This window comes from Streptomyces griseosporeus, from assembly GCF_014656055.1.
Lineage (GTDB): Bacteria > Actinomycetota > Actinomycetes > Streptomycetales > Streptomycetaceae > Streptomyces > Streptomyces griseosporeus.
This window is the reverse complement of record NZ_BNBR01000003.1, coordinates 163,499-181,450: the sequence shown is the minus strand read 5'-3', so window position 1 is coordinate 181,450 and position 17,952 is coordinate 163,499. Positions and strand designations below refer to the sequence as shown.

Below are 17,952 nucleotides of genomic sequence, written 5' to 3'. Positions count from 1 at the left end.
ACGCTCATCGCGATATGAGCACCGAGAACCTCCCCCAGAGCCCTGAGCAGCCGCCTCGCAAGCCGCGCGTGGCCGTCGTGTTCGGTGGGCGCAGCTCCGAACACGGGATCTCCGTGGTCACCGCCGGCGCCGTCCTCAAGGCCCTCGACCGGACGAAGTACGACGTCCTGCCGATCGGCATCACCCAGGACGGCCGGTGGGCGCTCACGGCCGACGAGCCGGAGCGCATGGCGATCACCGACCGCCGTACGCCCAGCGTCGAGGAGCTGGCCGAGTCCGGCGAGGGCGGCGTGGTGCTCCCCGTCGACCCCGCCAGCCGCGAGGTCGTCTACAGCGAGCCCGGCTCCGTGCCCAAGGCGCTCGGCGAGGTCGACGTCGTCTTCCCGGTGCTGCACGGCCCGTACGGCGAGGACGGCACCCTCCAGGGCCTGCTGGAGCTGTCCGGTGTGCCGTACGTGGGTTCGGGTGTGCTCGCCTCGGCCGTCGGCCAGGACAAGGAGTACATGAAGCGGGTGTTCACCTCCTTCGGGCTCAAGGTGGGCCCGTACGTGGTGATCCGGCCGCGCGAGTGGCAGCAGGACGTCTCCGCCGCCCGCAAGAAGATCGTCGACTTCGCCGGCGAGCACGGCTGGCCGCTGTTCGTGAAGCCGTCGCGGGCCGGTTCGTCCATCGGCATCACCAAGGTGGACGACCTGTCCGGGCTCGACGAGGCGATCGCCGAGGCGCAGCGGCACGACCCGAAGATCCTCGTGGAGGCCGCCGTGCGGGGCCGCGAGATCGAGTGCGGCGTCCTGGAGTTCGAGGACGGCCCGCGCGCCTCGGTGCCCGCCGAGATCCCGCCGCCGGACGCGCACGCCTACTACGACTTCGAGGCCAAGTACATCGACTCCACCCCGGGCGTCGTCCCGGCGCCGCTCACCGACGAGGAGACCGCCGAGGTGCGGCGGCTCGCGGTGGACGCCTTCGAGGCGGCGTCCTGCGAGGGGCTGGTCCGCGCGGACTTCTTCCTCACCGAGGACGGCGAGTTCGTGATCAACGAGATCAACACGATGCCCGGCTTCACGCCCATCTCGATGTACCCGCAGATGTGGCAGGCGACCGGCATCTCCTACCCGGAGCTGGTGGACCGCCTCATCCAGGCGGCCCTGCGCAGGCCGACCGGACTGCGCTGAGAACCCGGGCCCTGGCTAGTCGGCGATCCCTGCGGGGATCGCCTTCTTGACAGCCGGGGCGACGTCGACGAGGGGCGCCATACCGTCCCCCGTGCGCCCCTCGGGAATGCTCACCTCGACGTACGCCTTCCTGAGCGTCGTCGTGAACCGGAACGACCCGTCCTGCCGCTTCTGCAGCAGCCAGCCGACCCCGTCCACCTCGACGCCGTCGGCCTCCTCGTCGTCCATCTCCGCGGGCCGCGGCACCCCGCAGCGCAGTATGATCGCCGGGTCCCCCCACCCCGCGGTCAGCGCGGACGCGGGCGCGGGATCCCGGCGACCGGTGCCGTCCACCTCGGACGGCAGGGCCTTGTCCAGGTTCCCGCACAATGCGGACACCTCGGCCCCCGGCGAGGGAACCGCCGCCCGCGCGCTGTCGTCTGCCGTTGAGCAGCCCGCGGTGGCGATCAGCAGGACGAGTGCGGGCAGGCCGAGAGGCCGGTGACGGAAGATGCTCACCGGCCAAGGGTAGACGGGGGCTACAGATGAACGACCGGGCAGGTCAGGGTGCGGGTGATGCCGTCCACCTGCTGGACCTTGGCGACCACCATGCGGCCCAGGTCGTCGACGGTGTCGGCCTGGGCGCGGACGATGACGTCGTACGGTCCTGTGACGTCCTCGGCCTGGATGACTCCAGGGATCTTGCTGATCGTCTCGGCGACGGTCGACGCCTTGCCGACCTCCGTCTGGATCAGGATGTACGCCTGTACCACGGAACCTCCAGGGCGGCCACGAGGATCATGTGGGGAAAAGGAACGCCACGGTATCGCGTCGCCGGTCGCCACGGGGAGACCTACGGGACCTGGCGCGCGCGTGCCGGGGTGCGGGGACGCCACAGGACGGCGGTCCCGACGGCCGTCACTCCGACCGTATCGAGGACACTGGTCGGGCGCGACCGGGAACGGACAGAGGCAGAAGGGGAGCAAGGGCAATGAAGGGCACTGTTGGTGAGCTCGGGGAGTTCGGGCTCATCAGGGAGCTCACCTCCCGTCTCACCACCACCCCGGCGGTCCGGGTCGGCCCCGGCGACGACGCCGCGGTGGTGGCCGCGCCCGACCGCCGGGTCGTGGCCAGCACCGACATCCTCCTGGAGGGCCGGCACTTCCGCCGCGACTGGTCCACGGCCTACGACGTCGGCCGCAAGGCCGCCGCGCAGAACCTCGCGGACATCGCCGCGATGGGCGCCGTACCGACCGCGCTGCTGCTCGGCCTGGTCGTCCCCGCCGAACTGCCGGTGACCTGGCCGACGGAGCTGATGGACGGGCTGCGCGACGAGTGCCAGGTCGCGGGTGCCTCGGTGGTCGGAGGGGACGTGGTGCGCGGCGACACGATCATGGTGTCCATCACCGCGCTCGGCGACCTGCGCAACCAGGAGCCCGTCACGCGCGCCGGCGCACAACCCGGGGACATCGTGGCCGTCACCGGCTGGCTCGGCTGGTCCGCCGCCGGGTACGCCGTGCTGTCCCGCGGCTTCCGCTCGCCGCGCGCCTTCGTCGAGGCCCACCGGCGCCCCGAGCCGCCGTACCACGCCGGTCCGGCCGCCGCCGCGCTCGGCGCCACCGCCATGTGCGACGTCAGCGACGGGCTGATCGCCGACCTCGGCCATATCGCCGAGGCGAGCAAGGTCCGTATCGACATCCGCTCCGGCGCGATCGACATCCCGACCCAGATGAACGACATCGGGCAGGCCGTCGGCGTCGACCCGCTGCAGTGGGTGCTGACCGGCGGCGAGGACCACGCGATCGTGGCGACCTTCCCGCCGGACGCCAAGCTGCCCGCCCGCTGGAAGGTGATCGGCGAGGTCCTCAACCCCTCGGCGCTGCCCCAGGTCACCGTCGACGGGGCGCCCTGGACGAAGAAGGGCGGCTGGGACCACTTCGGGGACATCGAGTCATGAGCGCCCCGCCCCGGGTGCTGACGGTGGCCGGCTCCGACTCCGGCGGCGGCGCCGGCATCCAGGCCGACCTGAAGACGATGCTCGCCCTCGGCACCCACGGCATGAGCGTCGTCACCGCCGTCACCGCGCAGAACTCCCTCGGCGTGCAAGGGGCTTGGGAGCTGCCGGCGGAGGCGGTGCGGGCGCAGTACCGCAGCGTCGTCGACGACATCGGCGTCCAGGCCGTGAAGACCGGCATGCTCGCCTCCGCCGAACTCGTCGAGACCGTCGCCGAGTTGCTCGCCGCGACGGACGCGCCCGCGGTCGTCGACCCGGTCGGCGTCTCCAAGCACGGCGACCCCCTCCTCGCCGCCTCCGCGCTCGACTCCGTGCGCACCAGGCTGCTCCCGGCCGCCACCGTCGCCACCCCGAACCTCGACGAGGTCGCCCAACTCACCGGCGTGCGGGTCGAATCGGAGCAGGACCTGCGGCGCGCGGCGGAGGCCGTGCTGGCGTACGGACCGCGCTGGGTGCTGATCAAGGGCGGCCATCTCGCCGGGGACGCCGTCGACCTGCTCACCGACGGTTCGGAGGAGCACTGGCTGCGCGCGCCGCGCCACGACAACCGGCACACCCACGGCACCGGCTGCACCCTCGCCTCCGCCGTCGCGTGCCAACTGGCGAAGGGGCTGCCCGTGCCGGAGGCGGTCGCCGAGGCCAAGGAGTACGTCACCGGGGGGATCGCGGCCGGGTTCGCGCTCGGCGCCGGGATCGGGCCGGTGGACCACGGGTGGCGGCTGCGCGGTCAGGCGGCGGGGTAGTCCGGCAGCGCGATGCGCGTCGCCTCCCGCTCGGCGAGCCGCTTGAACAGGCCCGTCAGGAGCGGCGAACTCAGCGCACGGTACATGCGGTCGCGGTTGCGCAGCGCACGCTCGGTGGGCGGGGCGAAGAAGGGGCCCGCGTTGGCGGACCTCTTCTGGCAGTTCTTCGCGAAGTCCCGGATCCGCTCCTCGTACGCGGCGAACGCGGTGCGGTGGTCCCCGCCGGCCAGGGCGAGTTCACCGGCCAGGACGTACGCGGCGACCATCGCGGTGCCGGTGCCCATGCCGCCCATGGTGGCCCCGTACCCGGCGTCGCCGAGCAGCGCGACCCGGCCCGAGGTGAGACGGTCGATGTGGATCTGGGCGATCGCGTCGAAGTACAGGTCGTCGGTGTCCGCCAGGGCGGCGAGGACGGTCGGGGCCTCCCAGCCCATGCCCGCGAACCGCTCGGCGATGATCTTCTTCTGCGCGGCGACGTCCCGGCGGTCGTACGCCAGCTGCGTAGACCGGAAGACGAGCAGCGCGCCCGCGCGGCCGGGATCGCCGCCGGAGTGGCCGAGGGCTATCGCGCGTCCCGGTTCGCTGTGGATCCGGCCGGTGTGGTCGAGACCCAGGTGGTTCGGGAGGGGGAAGCCGGCCACGTAGTGGTCGAAGAAGCGCAGGTAGCGGGACTCGTCACCGAAGACCAGGCGGCGGGTGCGCGAGTGCAGCCCGTCGGCGCCGACGACGAGGTCGAAGCGGCGCGGGGCGCCGTGCTCGAAGGTGACGTCGACCCCGCCGCCGCTCTGGGCCAGCGTGGCGACCGAGTCGCCGAAGACGTACTCGACCGTGTCCTTCGTGCGCTCGTACATGATCCGGGACAGATCGCCGCGGAGGATCTCCACGTCCCCGCTCATCATCTCGGCCGGCAGCTCCACCCGCGGGGTGCCGTCCGCGTCGACGACGATCTGGCGTCCCATGCGGGTCTGGTGGGCGTGCACGTCGTCCCATATGCCCATCGCGGTGAGGACCGTGCGGTGGACGTGCCCGCGGAAGTCGACCGCGAAGCCGCCGTCGCGCAGCGCGGGCGCCTTCTCGACGACGGTGACCCGGGCGCCGTACCGGGCGAGGTTCAGGGCGAGCGCGGGTCCGGCGACGCTGGCGCCGGAGATCAGGACGTTCAGGTGGGCGAGGTGCTGTGTCGTCTGCGTCATGCCGGTGAGCCTCGCGGGCGGCGCTGACCGTCCCCCTACCGTTCGCTGACCGCCGCTGACCGCAGCGCGCGGCCCCGTTCGAACGCCTTGTCGTACGCCTCGGGGGAGAGGGCGGCGCGGACCCGCTGCCGGGTGCGTACGACGTCCGGGTCGGCGGCCGGCTCGGCGCCCCGCAGGCCCGCCGCGGCGCCGAGGAGTCCGGCCGCCCGCTCGGGTCGCGCGGCGAGGCCGGCCAGCGCGTCGGCGACGTCGGCCAGCAGCAGCGTGTCGGGCGACTCCAGCGCCTGCGCGCGGGCCTGCGCGCACCAGTCGAGCGCCGCGTCCCGGTCGCCCTCCGCCGCCGCGGTCCGGGCGAGGCCGAGGAGGATCCGAGCGGTCTCGCCGACGCTGAACCAGTTGGTCGCGCACACCTCCAGCGCGCTTTCGTAGTGCCCACGCGCGCGTGCCGTGTCCCCGGCGAGGCGGGCGACGTCCCCGAGGCCCCGCCACGCGCCCGCCACCTTGTCGGAGGCGCCCGCGTCCCGGGCCAGCCGCGCGGAGCGCGTGAAGTGCGCGGCGGCCTCCTCGGCCGCGCCCCGCGACAGCAGGACGATCGCCCGGGTGCGCAGCAGGTCGGCGGTCTCCTCGGGGGCGTCCAGTTCGCGGACGTACTCCAGGCCCTCGTCGAGCAGACGCAGGGCGCGGTCGTGGTCGCCGCGCCAGAGCGCGAAGCCGCCCAGCGGGTCGAGGCAGTTGGCCATGCCCCAGCGGTCACCGGTGGTGCGGAAACCGTTCAGCGCGCGGGTGAAGGCCTCCTCGGAGTCCCGCGCACGCCCCGAGAACAGGGCCTGGTAGGCGAGGCCGAGGTCCAGGAGCGCCAGCCCCCAGGGCGCGTGCCCGAGCTGGGCGCGGACCTGCCCGTCGACCGCGGTCAGCAGAGGGCCGCCGGTGAGGGACCACAGGACGACGGTGAACGGGTACCGCAGCGGGCCGTCGAACGACCCCATGAGCGCGGCCACGCGCGCGACGCGCTCGTCGTCGGCCGGATCGTCCCCCGCCGCGGACACCGCGTTCATCAGGCACAGCGCGTACTCCTCGGCCAGCCCCTCCGGCGGCTCCTCACCGACCGCCGCGAGCAGCGCGCGGGCCTGCGCCAGTCGCCCGCCGTGCAGTCCGCGCAGCCGCAGGAACCACGTCAGGGCCGCGCCGAGCCGCAGCGCGACCGGCGGATCGGTGCGCGTGAGGTGGCGCAGCGCGGCGTCCAGATTGCCCTGCTCGGCGCTCAGCCGCTCCAGCCAGGGCAACTGCTGCTCGCCGCGCAGACACGGCTCCGCCCGCTCGGCCAGCTCCAGGAAGTACGCCGCGTGCGCCGCCCGCAGCGCCTCGCCGGCCGCCAGCTGCCCGGCGGCGTACGCGCGGATGGTCTCCAGCATCCGGTAGCGCCCCTCGGACACCTCCACGAACGACTTCTCCACCAGCGAGGCCAGCACGTCCTCCGGGTACGGCACCCCGCACACCGCCTCCACGGCGTCCAGCGTGGCGCCCCCGGCGAACACCGTCAGCCGGGCCGCCAGCTCCCGCTCCTCCGGGTCCAGCAGCTCCCAGCTCCACTCCACCACGGCCCGCAGGGTGCGGTGCCGGGGCGCCTTGGAGCGGTCGCCGCGCGACAGCAGCCGGAACCGGTCGTCGAGCCGGTCGGCCAGCTCGTCGGGGGTGAGGGTGCGCAGCCGGGCCGCGGCCAGCTCGATCGCCAGCGGCAGCCCGTCCAGCGCCCGGCAGATGTCCGGCACGCGCGCGTGCCCGTCGAAACCGGGCCGGACCGCGCGGGCCCGGTCCAGGAAGAGCGCGAGCGACGGCTCCGGCTCCAGCGGCGGTACGGCGACCAGGACCTCGCCGGTGATGCCCAGCGACTCCCGGCTGGTGGCCAGGACCCGCACGCCGGGGCAGGCCGCGAGCAGCAGCGCCGACAGTCGGGCCGCCTCGTCCACGACGTGCTCGCAGTTGTCCAGGACCAGCAGGAGAGTACGGCCCTCCAGCACGGCCAGCAGCCGATCGGCGATGTCGCCGGCGGGCGTGCGGAAGCCCTCGCGCACACCGAGCGCGCTCAGCACGGCCCGGGGGATTCCGGCGGGGTCGGTCAGGGACGCCAGCTCGACGAAGCAGACCTCGCCGGCCGCGCGGGCCGCCTCCACCGCGAGACGGGTCTTGCCGACCCCGCCGGGGCCGGTGAGCGTGACCATGCGGGACGAGTCCAGCGCCCGCTCGATCCGGGCCAGCTCCGCCTCCCGGCCCACGAAACGGGTCAGCTGGGCCGGCAGCCGGGGCCGGCGCGGGGCACCGTCCGCGCCCCTCAGCAGCTCCAGGTGGAGCGCGGCCAGCTCGGGGGAGGGGTCGGCGCCCAGCTCCTCGGCCAGGACGCGCCGGGCCTCCTCGTGGACCGCGAGCGCCTCGCCGGGCCGCCCGGCGGCGTGCAGGGCCCGCATCAGCTGCCCGTACAGCCGCTCGCTCAGCGGATGGGCCGCCAGCAGCGCCCGTATCTCGGGCACCAGCTCCGCGCCCCCGCCCAGCGCGAGGTCCGCCTCGATCCGGTCCTGCAGTGCGGCCGGCCGCAGCTCCTCCAGGCGGGCCCGCTCGGCGTGCGCGTCGGGCAGGTCCGGCAGCGGGGTGCCCCGCCACAGGGCGAGGGCGTCGCGCAGCAGGGCGGCGGCCCCGGCGTGGTCACCCGCGGCGAGGGCGGTCCGGCCGGCCGCGCAGAGGTGTGCGAACCGGTGCGCGTCGACCGTGTCCGGCGGGGCGGTGATCCGGTAGCCGCCGGCGGTGGCCTCGATCTCCGCGTGCGGGGCGAGACGGCGGCGCAGGCGGGAGATCTGCGACTGGAGCGCGTTCGCGGCCCCGGCGGGCGGCTCGGCGCCGTACAGCCCGTCCGTGAGGCGGCCGGCGGAGACGGCGCGGCCCGCGTCGAGGAGCAGCAGCGTCAGCAGGGCCCGGGGCCGGGGTCCGCCCGGGTCGAGCGGGGTGCCGTCGTCGGTGCGGAGGTCGAGAGGACCGAGGATGCCGAAGCGCATTCCGGAGAGTCTGGCAGGTCAACGGCGTGCGGACATGCAAGAAGCCGGTCCACACGAGGTGGACCGGCTAGATGCAGCTGACCGGGCAGTGGCCGCGCGCTGTAGCTGAGAGCGTCAGCGCGAGACCTTGCCGGCCTTGATGCACGAGGTGCAAGCGTTCACGCGCTTCGGCGTCCCGCCGACCACGGTACGCACACGCTGGATGTTCGGGTTCCAGCGACGGGACGTACGGCGGTGCGAGTGCGAGATGTTGTTGCCGAAGCCCGGCCCCTTGCCGCAGACGTCGCAGTTGGCAGCCACGGGTCACTCCAAAGACTTCAGATGCACTTACGGTCGATCCCGGCATGCCGGGATCCAGATCTTAGGATCTGAACGATCTGAGATCGGAGTGGCGTTGCCAGGGGGAATGCGCCCGATCGGATCGGGCAACCGGAGCAGCATACAACGGCTGCGCCCGTACAACGAAACTACCATGGCAGCTCAGGGGACCGCCCCCGGCCCTCTTCCGGCGGGCACCACCCCAAGGTCTACGCTGCGTCCCAGTCCGGAGCTCAAGGAGGCGCAGGTGGCGCAGGTGCCGCAGACATTCTTCGATGCTCTCGCGGTGCGCACCTGGTGCGGCCTCGCGCTGGACGCGCTCGGGCGGGCGCGCGAGGAGATCGACGCCATCAACGTCTATCCGGTGGCCGACGGCGACACCGGCACGAACCTGTACTTCACGGTGGAGTCCGCGGCGGCGGCGGTCGAGGCGGTGTTCGCCGGGCACGCGGCGGGCGGCCCGGGAGCGGGCGCTGACGCGGCCGGCCCGTCGCTGGCCGACGCCGCGCGGGCGATGGCGCACGGGGCCCTCATAGGCGCCCGCGGCAACTCCGGCACGATCCTCGCCCAGCTGCTGCGCGGCATGGCGCAGGTGCTCGCCGCCGACGAGGCAAGCGCCTGGGCGGACGGACAGGGCCTGCGGCTCGCCCTGCGGCACGCGGCCGACTCGGCCCGGCAGGCCGTCGTCCACCCCGTCGAGGGCACCGTCCTGACCGTCGCCTCCGCCGCCGCCGAGGCCGCCGACGGGGCCGAGGGCGACTGCGGGACGGTGGCACGGGCCGCTTACGAGGGGGCCCGCGCGGCCCTCGCCGCGACGCCCGGCCAGCTGGCCGCGCTGGAACGCGCCGGGGTGGTGGACGCCGGCGGGCGCGGGCTGGTGGCGGTGCTGGCGGCGCTGGTGGAGACGTTCACGGGGGAGGCGCCGGAACCGCTGCCCGCAGCGCACGGACGACTGACCGCCGCGCTCGCCACCGGGCCGGCCGACCCGACCTCTGTCCCGGCGCAGTCCTCGCACGCGCGCGTGCAGGTGGTGGAGGTGCCGGTGGCCGCCACGACGGGCTGCGCGGACGGGGCCGTGACCGGGGAGGGCGGACCGGCCTTCGAGGTGATCTACCTCCTGGAGGCCGGGGACTCCGCCGTGGAGCGGCTGCGGGAGCGACTGGACGCCCTCGGGGATTCCCTGGTCGTCGTCGGCGGCGACGGGCTGTGGAACGTGCACGTCCACGTCGACGACGCGGGCGCCGCCGTGGAGGCCGGCGTCGAGGCCGGGCGGCCGTACCGGATCCGCATCACCCACTTCGGCGCCGGGGACGCGCACACCGCGCGCGGCGAGCGCCCGGCCCCCGAGCGCGCCCAGCGGGCGGTCGTGGCCGTGGTGCCGGGAGAGGGCCTGGCCGGGCTGTACACCGAGGCCGGCGCCACCACGGTCCTCGCGCGCCCCGGGGAGCCGCCCGCCGGGGGAGAGCTGGTGGAGGCCCTGCGGCGGGCCCACGCGCGCGAGGTCGTCCTGCTGCCCAACGACGGCGAGCTGCGGCACACCGCCGCCGCGGCGGCGGAGCAGGCCCGCACGGAGGGCATCCGGGTCGCCCTGATCCCGACCCGCTCGGCGGTGCAGGGCATCGCCGCGCTCGCCGTGCACGAGCCGGACCGCCGCTTCGACGAGGACGTCGTCGCGATGACCTCGGCCGCGGGCGCCACCCGCCACGCCGAGGTCACCGTCGCCGAGCGGCAGGCCTGGACATCGGCCGGGATCTGCCAGGCCGGGGACGTCCTCGGCCTGATCGACGGCGACGTGGCCGTCATCGGCACCGACGTCGCCACCACCGCCCGGACCGTCCTGGACCGCATGCTGGCGGCCGGCGGCGAGCTGGTCACCCTGGTCCTGGACGACGAGGCACCCGACACCCTCACCGACCGCCTGGAGTCCCACGTACGGGAGACGTACCTGGCGGTCGACACGGTCGTGTACCGGGGCGGCAGGCAGGGGGCGCTGCTGCTGATCGGGGTGGAGTGATCGGGAGACGGGGTGGAGTGATCGGGGTGGACTGAGGGGAAGGGAGCGGCTCCCTGACGTCGGGGCACCGGGCCCGGTGTCAGGGAGCAGCCGCCGTGGCTCCTGGGCGCCCCCGCCCGCGTCTAGTCCCCCCGGCCCGCGTCCGTCCGCCCGGCCCGTGTCAGTCCCCCCGGCCCGCGTCCGTCCGCCCCGCCCCCGTCAGTCCTCCCCGCCCCCCTCCGCGACCCGCAGCAGCTGTTCCGCCTCTGCCCGCCGCGCCCGGACCGGCTCCTCCTCGGCGTCCCCCGTCTCGGCGTCCCCCGTCCCCGTCCCCGTCTCCGCGTCCGCGTAGGCCGCCAGCACCGCACGCGCGTGTGCCGCCGCCTCCGCCGACCGGCCCAGGTCGGTCTCCAGCCAGCCGGCCGCGAGCTGCGCGCCCGTGCGGCTGTGCAGGGCGGGCTCGCCCACGGAGGCGAACACCTCGACCGCCGTGCGGGCCTGGCCCAGCGCCTCGGTGAGGGCGGCGCGGACGGCGTCCTCGTCGGGGTCATCCGCACCGGCGCGTGCCAGCAGGTCCGCGAACTGGCGGTGCGTGTGGCCGAGTTCGGCGGTGAGCCGCTGCCGGTCCTCGTCGTCCTCGGCCGCCTCCCTGGCCGCCGTACACGCCTCGACCGCGCCCGTCATCAGCGCCCGCGCCGCACTCGGCCCGTCCCCGTCGTCCGTGCGCAGCGCGAGCCACGCGCGGGCGCGCAGGGAGCGGACGAGGCCGTACGGGTTGCCGAGGGCGCTCCACAGCTCGCCCGCGCGCGCGTACGCCCGGTCCGCCTCCTCGGGGAGCCCGGCCTGCCCGAGGCTCTCCGCGGCGAGGTGGGCGAGCGTCGCGTGGTCCTGCTGCTCGGGCCAGTGCCGGGCGATCTCCGCCGCCCGCAGCCGCCGGTCCGCGGCCTCCCGGTGCTCGCCCAGCTCGCTCAGGCAGTCCCCGAGCCACCACAGGGTCTGCACGACCGCCCCGTCGCCGTGCGTCTCGGCGGTCACGTCGGGCAGCGCCGACTCCAGCACCTCCGCGGCCTCCGCCCAGCGGCCCTGCCGGACCAGGAACCCGCCGAGCTGGTGCCGCGCCCAGGCGCCGAGCGCCGGGCCCTCGCCCGCCTCGTCCGCCCAGTGCGCCGCCTCCAGGGCATGCCCGGCCGCCTCCTCGTCCCGCCCGAGGTGCCCGACGACCTCCCCGAGCTGGAGGTGCAGCTGCGCCCGGCCCACCGGCTCCAGGTGCTCCCCGCCGTGCTCCAGGGCCGCCCGCAGCGCCCGCTCCGCCCCGGCGAGATCGCCCAGGTGGTGGGCGAGCTGCGCCAGCCGTGCCTCGTACTCCACCGCGAACCACGGCAGCCCGGCCCCGGCGAAGCCGTCGGCCGCGCTCGCGAACAGCTCCGCGCCCGCCCGCGCGTCCCCGCCGCGCGCCGCCAGCTCCGCGAGCATCGCCAGGGACTCCGCCCGCCGCGCCGCCAGCCGTACGTCCTCCCCGGCGCGCCCGTCGACGAGCGCCAGCACCTCGCGCGCCGCCGCCTCCGCCGCCCCGGCGTCCGCCGCCGCGACCTCGCCCTCGGCCTCGTGCACCCGCCGCATCAGGATCCGCGCCCGGCTCATCAGCACGGACGCCGTCTGCCGTACGCCCGTGCCCTCGTCGGCGTACAGCGCGAGGATCCGGTCGTACAGCCCGGCCACGGCCTCCAGCGCCCCGTCGACGTCCCCGGCCAGCGCCCGCACGTACGCGCCACGCGCGCGTGCCGCCAGCGCCTCACCGGCGTCGCCCGCCTCCGCGTACAGCACGGCCGCCCGCTCGAACAGCTCGGCACCCTCCGGGCCCCGGGCCATGGCCTCGTGGTCGGCGATCTCCGCGCGGTCGTACGCCGTCAGCAGCGCGCCCCGCGCCTCGTCGGCCTCCGCGGCGCGCGCCACCGCCGCCCACGCCTCCATGGCCTTCGGCCGCAGCGTCTCCGACAGCCGCCGCGCCTCGGCCAGCAGCGCCGGCAGGCCGGGAGCGGCCGAGGTGTCGTCGGGGACGTGCGCCGCGGGCTGCCTGTCCGGCAGCCGGGCAGGGGTGCGGACCGAGCGCACCCCCAGCGGAAGCCGCTCCGCGAGCGCCGCCTGGTCCATCCGCGCGCGGGCGCGCTCGCTCACGTACGCGTTCCCGTTGCGCTCGTCGAAGCGCGCCGCCAGCGTCAGCGCCTCCTCGCGCGCGTGCCCCGCCAGCTCGCCCGCCGTCCAGGCGCGCCCCGCCGGCCCCGGCACCTGCTGCCCGGCCAGCCCCAGCGCGCACAGCCGGTCCATCAGGAGGGCCACCACGGCCATGAAGTCCAGCCTGCTGCGCGGATTGCCGTCGTCGGTGAAATAGGCGGGCCGCTCCGCGAGCAGCTCCAGGGCGCGCGCCTCGTTACCGGTCAGCGCGCAGAACTCCACATGGTCGGCGTACGCGCCGCGCATGCTCTCCATCGCCCGCACCAGCCGGAAACCCCGCAGATGGTGGGCGCGCGCGTCGTCCGCGCGGCCCAGCCGCAGCAGCGGCGCCAGCGAGGAGGCGAGCACCGAGTGCGGTTCGTGCGCGCACGTGAACTCGCCCTCCAGCACCGGCCGCCACAACTGAAGCGCCTCCGCGTAGCGCCCCCGCTCCGACTGCCACCAGCCCTGCCGGTGCAGTTCGCACGCGTGACAGTCCGCCATGCTGTCCCGGTCGGCCGCCAGCCACCCGGAATACGCCCGCTGCGCCCGCTCGACGTCCCCGAGGTGCGCGGCCACGCTGAACTCGGCGCTGCGCACCGCCCGCTCGGAGTAGCCGGCCAGCCGGTAGCGGTGCTCCATCTCGCCGAGCCACTTCTCGATGGAGGCCAGCGGGATGTGCGGCTGGTCCAGCATGCCGGACGTCATCCACTTGAAGACCCAGTGCAGCGAGTGCGCCTCGTACTCGTCGAAGTCCTCGGGCCGTTCGTCCCACATCCGCAGCAGCCGCGCGAAGGGCACGAACATCTTCGCCTTCTCGGAGCTGTAGTTGTAGACCTTCAGCTGGTGCGCGAGCGCCTCTATCACCGCGAGCGGGATGTTCAGCTTCTCGGCCTCCGCGAGCAGCTGCTCCGCGCGCGCGTTGCGGGCCGGGCCCTCCGGTTCCTCGGAGTTCTCCGCCATCGCCCGCCGCAGCGAGTCGAAGTCGCCGATCCCCGTCATCGTCCGTCGCCCTCCCCGTGCGTGGCCCACTCCAGCAGGCCGATGAACGCCCTGTTGAGCAGCGCCGAGTCGGCCGGACGCAGCGGCCGCTGCGCCATCAGCAGCGCCTGCCCGTACAGCGACTCGGTCGCCGTGCCGATCAGCTCCGCGTCCTTCAGCGAACTGATCCGGCGTACCAGCGGATTGAGATGGTTGAGCACCAGCCGCGCGCGGGGGGCGCTGCCGCGCAGCGACCCGAGGATGCCCGCCCACAGGTCGTCGGCCTGCTCCTCGGCCGCGGCGCGCGCCTGCTCGTGCCGCGCGTCCCGGTCGTCCAGGTGCAGCGCCGGGACCGACAGCGGATGGAAGGACCGCAGGACCACATCGCAGCCCAGGAGGTCGAGCTTCGCCCGCGCGGCGGCCAGGAAGCCCGCCAGGGCCAGCTCCTCGGCCGGGTCGACGGAGTCCAGATGGGCGGTCACCGTGTCCGCGTCCAGCTCGGCCACGACCGTGCCGGGCCGCACCGAGGGCAGCGCCTCGACCAGCTCGCTGTCGTACGTGTAACCGCCGTTGACGACGCCGACGCCCTGCGCGGAGGCGATCGGCGCGACCTGCCGGTACTCCTCCACGGTCCGGGTGAAGTGCACCACCGGGTGGCGCTGCGCGAACTCCTCCAGCGACAGCCGGCCGTCGCTCGTCTCGAACGGCAGCCACGGCAGCATCGTCCGCAGCATCTCCTTGTCGTGCCGCGCCAGCGACTTCACGCCCAGGTGGTGCACGGACAGGAAGGCCGCGAGCCGTTCCGGATCACCCGCCGCGAGCCCTGTCAGCCAGGACCGGATCCTTTCGCCGAGCGCTTCCCTTACGGCCGCGAGCGTCTCGTCCTCGTACAGCGCCTCGCGCGAGGCGGTGGGCCGCAGGCTGTCGGTGTCCAGCACACAGCGCACGAAGAACGCCCAGTCGGGCAGCAGCTGTTCGGCCCGCTCGGTCAGCAGCATGCCCTTCAGGTGCACGCGGTGCCCGGCGCGCTGGGCGGGGCTGACCGCGGACGGCAGCACGTACGCCACCCCGCGGATCCCGGCGACCGGCACGTCCAGGTCGATCGAGTCCAGCGGCGTGAACCCGAACAGCTCGTGGCAGTGCCGGGCCAGCGCCACCCGGCGCGTGGCGGGGCTCTGGTAGGCGCGGTCCCAGGGCGCGGGCAGATCGGTGACCTGCTCGTCGCCCACCCGCACGTCGTACGGCAGCAGCGAGCCGAAGTCCCGCGCCAGGGTGAGCACCCGGTCGGCCGCCAGCCACTCCGCGGCCCCGGCCCGCGCCACCAGGTGCACGGTCGTACCGGGCTCCGGCCGCGCCTCCGGGGGCAGCGTGCGCACGGTGTACGAGCCGTCGTCGCGGGCCGTCCACTCCACCGGCGGCGCGTCCGGCGTGCGGGCGCTGCGGCTGACCACCCGGATCCGCTCCGCCACCACGAAGCAGGCCAGCAGGCCGATGCCGAACTGCCCGAGGAAGTCCGAGCGGGCCTCCTGCAGCCCGTCCGCCCGCTTGGAGCTGCGGCCGATGGTCGCCAGCAGGTTGTGCACGTCCGCCTCGGTGAGCCCGATCCCGGAGTCCTCCACGCGCAGGGCGCCGCCCTCCGCGTGCAGCCGCACCCGGGCGGGCGCGTCGGGCTCCTCGGCCCGCCGGGCGGTGATCGCGTCCACCGCGTTCTGCAGCAGCTCGCGCAGATAGACCTTGGGACTGGAGTAGAGGTGGTGGGAGAGCAGGTCCACCAGACCGCGCAGGTCGACCTGGAACGTATGAGGTGTCTGGGGCGACTGGGATGCCTGGGATGACTGAGAGGTCTGCGAGTCCATCGTCACAGCGCCGCTGGTGGGGGAGGTCCGACGGCGCGGGGTCGGGCGGTCCCGGTGGGGCGGGAATCCGCGGGGGATGGCCGGAGCGCGTCATCCTACGGCCCCGGCGACCCTGCTGACCAGCACTTTCCCAAGACGTATACGGCACTTTGGGCGCCCTCCGCCGCCGGGCCCCGGGTGCGGCCTCTACGGCATTGTCAGTGGCGTGGTGTGCAATGGATCTCGTGCCCGCACTGGAAGAACCACTGAACCAGCCCCTGAAGTCAGTGCTCGGCCCCGCCACCGCGAAGGTGATGGCCGAGCACCTCGGCCTGCACACCGTCGGCGACCTCCTCCACCACTACCCGCGCAGATACGAGGAGCGCGGCCAGCTCACCCACCTGGCCGACCTGCCCATGGACGAGCACGTGACCGTGGTCGCCCAGGTCGCCGACGCCCGCCTGCACACCTTCGCCTCCTCCCGGGCGCCGCGCGGCAAGGGCCAGCGCCTGGAGGTCACGATCACCGACGGCAGCGGCCGGCTCCAGCTGGTCTTCTTCGGCGCCGGCGTGCACAAGCCGCACAAGGAGCTGCTGCCGGGCACCCGCGCGATGTTCGCCGGCAAGGTCTCCGTCTTCAACCGCCGCCTCCAACTAGCCCATCCGGCCTACGAGTTGCTGCGCGGTGACAGCGAGGAGACGGTGGAGACGTGGGCCGGCGCCCTGATCCCCATCTACCCGGCCACCGCCAAGCTGGAGTCCTGGAAGATCGGCAAGGCCGTCCAGACCGTCCTGCCCAGCGCCCAGGAGGCGCTCGACCCGCTGCCCGACTCCCTGCGCGCGGGCCGCGGCCTGCTCTCCCTCCCCGAGGCCCTGCTCAAGATCCACCGCCCGCACACCAAGGCCGACATCGCCGACGCCCGCGCCCGCCTCAAGTGGGACGAGGCCTTCGTCCTCCAGGTCGCCCTCGCCCGCCGCCGGTACGCCGACGCGCAGCTCCCCGCCGTCCCGCGCACCCCCAGTCCGGACGGCCTCCTGGCGGCCTTCGACGACCGCCTCCCCTTCACCCTCACCGAGGGCCAGCAGAAGGTCTCGAAGGAGATCTTCGACGACCTGGCCACCGACCACCCGATGCACCGCCTCCTCCAGGGAGAGGTCGGATCGGGCAAGACGTTGGTCGCCCTGCGCGCCATGCTCGCCGTCGTCGACGCCGGCGGTCAGGCCGCGATGCTCGCGCCCACCGAGGTGCTCGCCCAGCAGCACCACCGGTCGGTCACCGAGATGATGGGCGACCTCGCCCAGGGCGGCATGCTGGGCGGCGCCGAGCACGCCACCAAGGTCGTCCTGCTCACCGGCTCCATGGGCACCGCCGCCCGCCGCCAGGCCCTGCTCGACCTCGCCACCGGGGAGGCCGGCATCGTCATCGGCACGCACGCGCTGATCGAGGACAAGGTGCAGTTCCACGACCTCGGCCTGGTCGTCGTCGACGAACAGCACCGCTTCGGCGTCGAACAGCGCGACGCCCTGCGCGGCAAGGGCAAACAGCCCCCGCACCTGCTCGTCATGACGGCCACGCCCATCCCGCGTACGGTCGCGATGACCGTCTTCGGTGACCTGGAGACCTCCGTCCTCGACCAGCTCCCGGCCGGCCGCTCACCCATCGCCAGCCATGTCGTGCCCGCCGCCGACAAGCCCCACTTCCTGGCCCGCGCCTGGGAGCGGGTCCGCGAGGAAGTGGCCAAGGGCCACCAGGCGTACGTGGTCTGCCCGCGCATCGGCGACGAGGAGGACGACCCGAAGAAGGCCGGCAAGAAGAAGGCCGCCGAGGACGAGGCCGACAAGCGCCCGCCGCTCGCCGTCCTCGACGTGGCCGAACAACTGCGGGGCGGCCCTCTGAAGGGCCTCACCGTCGAGGTGCTGCACGGCCGGATGCAGCCCGACGACAAGGACGCCGTCATGCGCCGCTTCGCCGCTGGCGACACCGACGTCCTGGTCGCCACCACCGTCATCGAGGTCGGCGTCAACGTCCCCAACGCCACCGTCATGGTGATCATGGACGCGGACCGCTTCGGCGTCTCACAGCTCCACCAGCTCCGGGGCCGCGTCGGCCGCGGCTCCGCCCCCGGTCTGTGCCTGCTGGTCAGCGAGATGCCCGAGGCGAGCGCCGCCCGCCAGCGGCTGAACGCCGTGGCCTCCACCCTCGACGGCTTCGAACTCTCCCGCATCGACCTCGAACAGCGCCGCGAGGGCGACGTCCTCGGCCAGGCCCAGTCGGGCGCCCGGTCCAGCCTGCGGGTCCTCGCGGTCATCGAGGACGAGGAGATCATCGCGGAGGCGCGCGAGGAGGCGATGGCCCTGGTCGAGTCCGACCCGGAGCTGACGGGCCTGCCGGGTCTGCGGACCGCGCTGGACGCCCTGCTGGACGAGGAGAGGGAGCAGTACCTGGAGAAGGGCTGAGAGACTGGAAGGC

General features: G+C 74.6%; 12 protein-coding genes. 5 read left to right on the top strand and 7 right to left on the bottom strand.

Annotation, left to right across the window (positions count from 1 at the left end; all coding sequences use genetic code 11):
* The first annotated feature begins 14 nt into the window (after positions 1-14).
* Positions 15-1,172: a D-alanine--D-alanine ligase family protein gene (locus IE308_RS15535; protein ID WP_110631032.1), complete on the top strand. Its 1,158-nt coding sequence runs from the start codon at positions 15-17 to the stop codon at positions 1,170-1,172.
* A gap of 15 nt (positions 1,173-1,187) precedes the next feature.
* Here the strand turns inward: IE308_RS15535 and IE308_RS15530 are convergent, their stop codons facing one another.
* Together IE308_RS15530 and IE308_RS15525 are read right to left on the bottom strand one after the other, a co-directional pair.
* Positions 1,188-1,670 (bottom strand): DUF3515 domain-containing protein, encoded by a 483-nt coding sequence (locus IE308_RS15530; RefSeq protein WP_190218419.1) that lies wholly within the window; start codon positions 1,668-1,670, stop codon positions 1,188-1,190.
* Positions 1,671-1,690: 20 nt separating this feature from the next.
* Positions 1,691-1,924, bottom strand: a complete 234-nt coding sequence (locus tag IE308_RS15525; RefSeq protein WP_003997603.1) for an Lrp/AsnC family transcriptional regulator — start codon at positions 1,922-1,924, stop codon at positions 1,691-1,693.
* A 218-nt stretch (positions 1,925-2,142) separates the two neighbouring features.
* Between IE308_RS15525 and IE308_RS15520 the strand changes: the two genes are divergently transcribed.
* Together IE308_RS15520 and thiD are read left to right on the top strand one after the other, a co-directional pair.
* Positions 2,143-3,108: a thiamine-phosphate kinase gene (locus IE308_RS15520; protein ID WP_110631036.1), complete on the top strand. Its 966-nt coding sequence runs from the start codon at positions 2,143-2,145 to the stop codon at positions 3,106-3,108.
* Complete coding sequence (gene thiD, locus IE308_RS15515; RefSeq protein ID WP_190218418.1) at positions 3,105-3,908, top strand: bifunctional hydroxymethylpyrimidine kinase/phosphomethylpyrimidine kinase; 804 nt, start codon at positions 3,105-3,107, stop codon at positions 3,906-3,908. Before IE308_RS15520 ends, thiD begins: the two co-directional genes overlap by 4 nt.
* On the opposite strand, the gene IE308_RS15510 is transcribed toward thiD, so the two are convergent.
* From IE308_RS15510 to rpmB, 3 genes are all read right to left on the bottom strand, one after another.
* Positions 3,893-5,101, bottom strand: coding sequence for an FAD-dependent monooxygenase (locus IE308_RS15510; protein ID WP_190218417.1), 1,209 nt, complete (start codon positions 5,099-5,101; stop codon positions 3,893-3,895). The genes thiD and IE308_RS15510 overlap by 16 nt on opposite strands.
* A 35-nt stretch (positions 5,102-5,136) precedes the next feature.
* Entirely contained in the window at positions 5,137-8,145 is a 3,009-nt protein-coding gene (locus IE308_RS15505; RefSeq protein ID WP_190218416.1) for an AfsR/SARP family transcriptional regulator, read from the bottom strand.
* 114 nt (positions 8,146-8,259) lie between these two features.
* The gene (gene rpmB / locus IE308_RS15500) at positions 8,260-8,445 is read right to left on the bottom strand and encodes a 50S ribosomal protein L28 (RefSeq protein ID WP_003993230.1); all 186 of its coding nucleotides are present in this window, start codon (positions 8,443-8,445) and stop codon (positions 8,260-8,262) included.
* Positions 8,446-8,710: 265 nt separating this feature from the next.
* On the opposite strand from rpmB, the gene fakA reads away from it, so the two are divergent.
* Entirely contained in the window at positions 8,711-10,477 is a 1,767-nt protein-coding gene (gene fakA, locus IE308_RS15495) for a DAK2 domain-containing protein (RefSeq protein WP_190218415.1), read from the top strand.
* Between the two features lie 198 nt (positions 10,478-10,675).
* Here fakA and IE308_RS15490 read toward each other — a convergent pair whose 3' ends face one another.
* Both IE308_RS15490 and IE308_RS15485 read right to left on the bottom strand, forming a co-directional pair.
* A complete protein-coding gene (locus IE308_RS15490; protein ID WP_190218414.1) occupies positions 10,676-13,669 on the bottom strand; it encodes a tetratricopeptide repeat protein in 2,994 nt (997 codons plus the stop codon).
* The gene (locus IE308_RS15485; RefSeq protein WP_190218413.1) at positions 13,666-15,504 is read right to left on the bottom strand and encodes an HSP90 family protein; all 1,839 of its coding nucleotides are present in this window, start codon (positions 15,502-15,504) and stop codon (positions 13,666-13,668) included. Before IE308_RS15485 ends, IE308_RS15490 begins: the two co-directional genes overlap by 4 nt.
* 215 nt (positions 15,505-15,719) lie before the next feature.
* Between IE308_RS15485 and recG the strand changes: the two genes are divergently transcribed.
* A complete protein-coding gene (gene recG / locus IE308_RS15480) occupies positions 15,720-17,939 on the top strand; it encodes an ATP-dependent DNA helicase RecG (protein ID WP_190218412.1) in 2,220 nt (739 codons plus the stop codon).
* Positions 17,940-17,952: the final 13 nt, after the last annotated feature.

Excerpts from the sequence above, each read along its gene's own strand:
- IE308_RS15535 (WP_110631032.1), top strand. The coding sequence starts at position 15 with ATGAGCACCGAGAACCTCCCCCAGAGCCCTGAGCAGCCGCCTCGCAAG.
- IE308_RS15490 (WP_190218414.1), bottom strand. The coding sequence starts at position 13,669 with ATGACGGGGATCGGCGACTTCGACTCGCTGCGGCGGGCGATGGCGGAG.
- IE308_RS15505 (WP_190218416.1), bottom strand. The coding sequence starts at position 8,145 with ATGCGCTTCGGCATCCTCGGTCCTCTCGACCTCCGCACCGACGACGGC.
- IE308_RS15520 (WP_110631036.1), top strand. The coding sequence starts at position 2,143 with ATGAAGGGCACTGTTGGTGAGCTCGGGGAGTTCGGGCTCATCAGGGAG.
- thiD (WP_190218418.1), top strand. The coding sequence starts at position 3,105 with ATGAGCGCCCCGCCCCGGGTGCTGACGGTGGCCGGCTCCGACTCCGGC.
- IE308_RS15485 (WP_190218413.1), bottom strand. The coding sequence starts at position 15,504 with ATGGACTCGCAGACCTCTCAGTCATCCCAGGCATCCCAGTCGCCCCAG.
- IE308_RS15510 (WP_190218417.1), bottom strand. The coding sequence starts at position 5,101 with ATGACGCAGACGACACAGCACCTCGCCCACCTGAACGTCCTGATCTCC.
- recG (WP_190218412.1), top strand. The coding sequence starts at position 15,720 with ATGGATCTCGTGCCCGCACTGGAAGAACCACTGAACCAGCCCCTGAAG.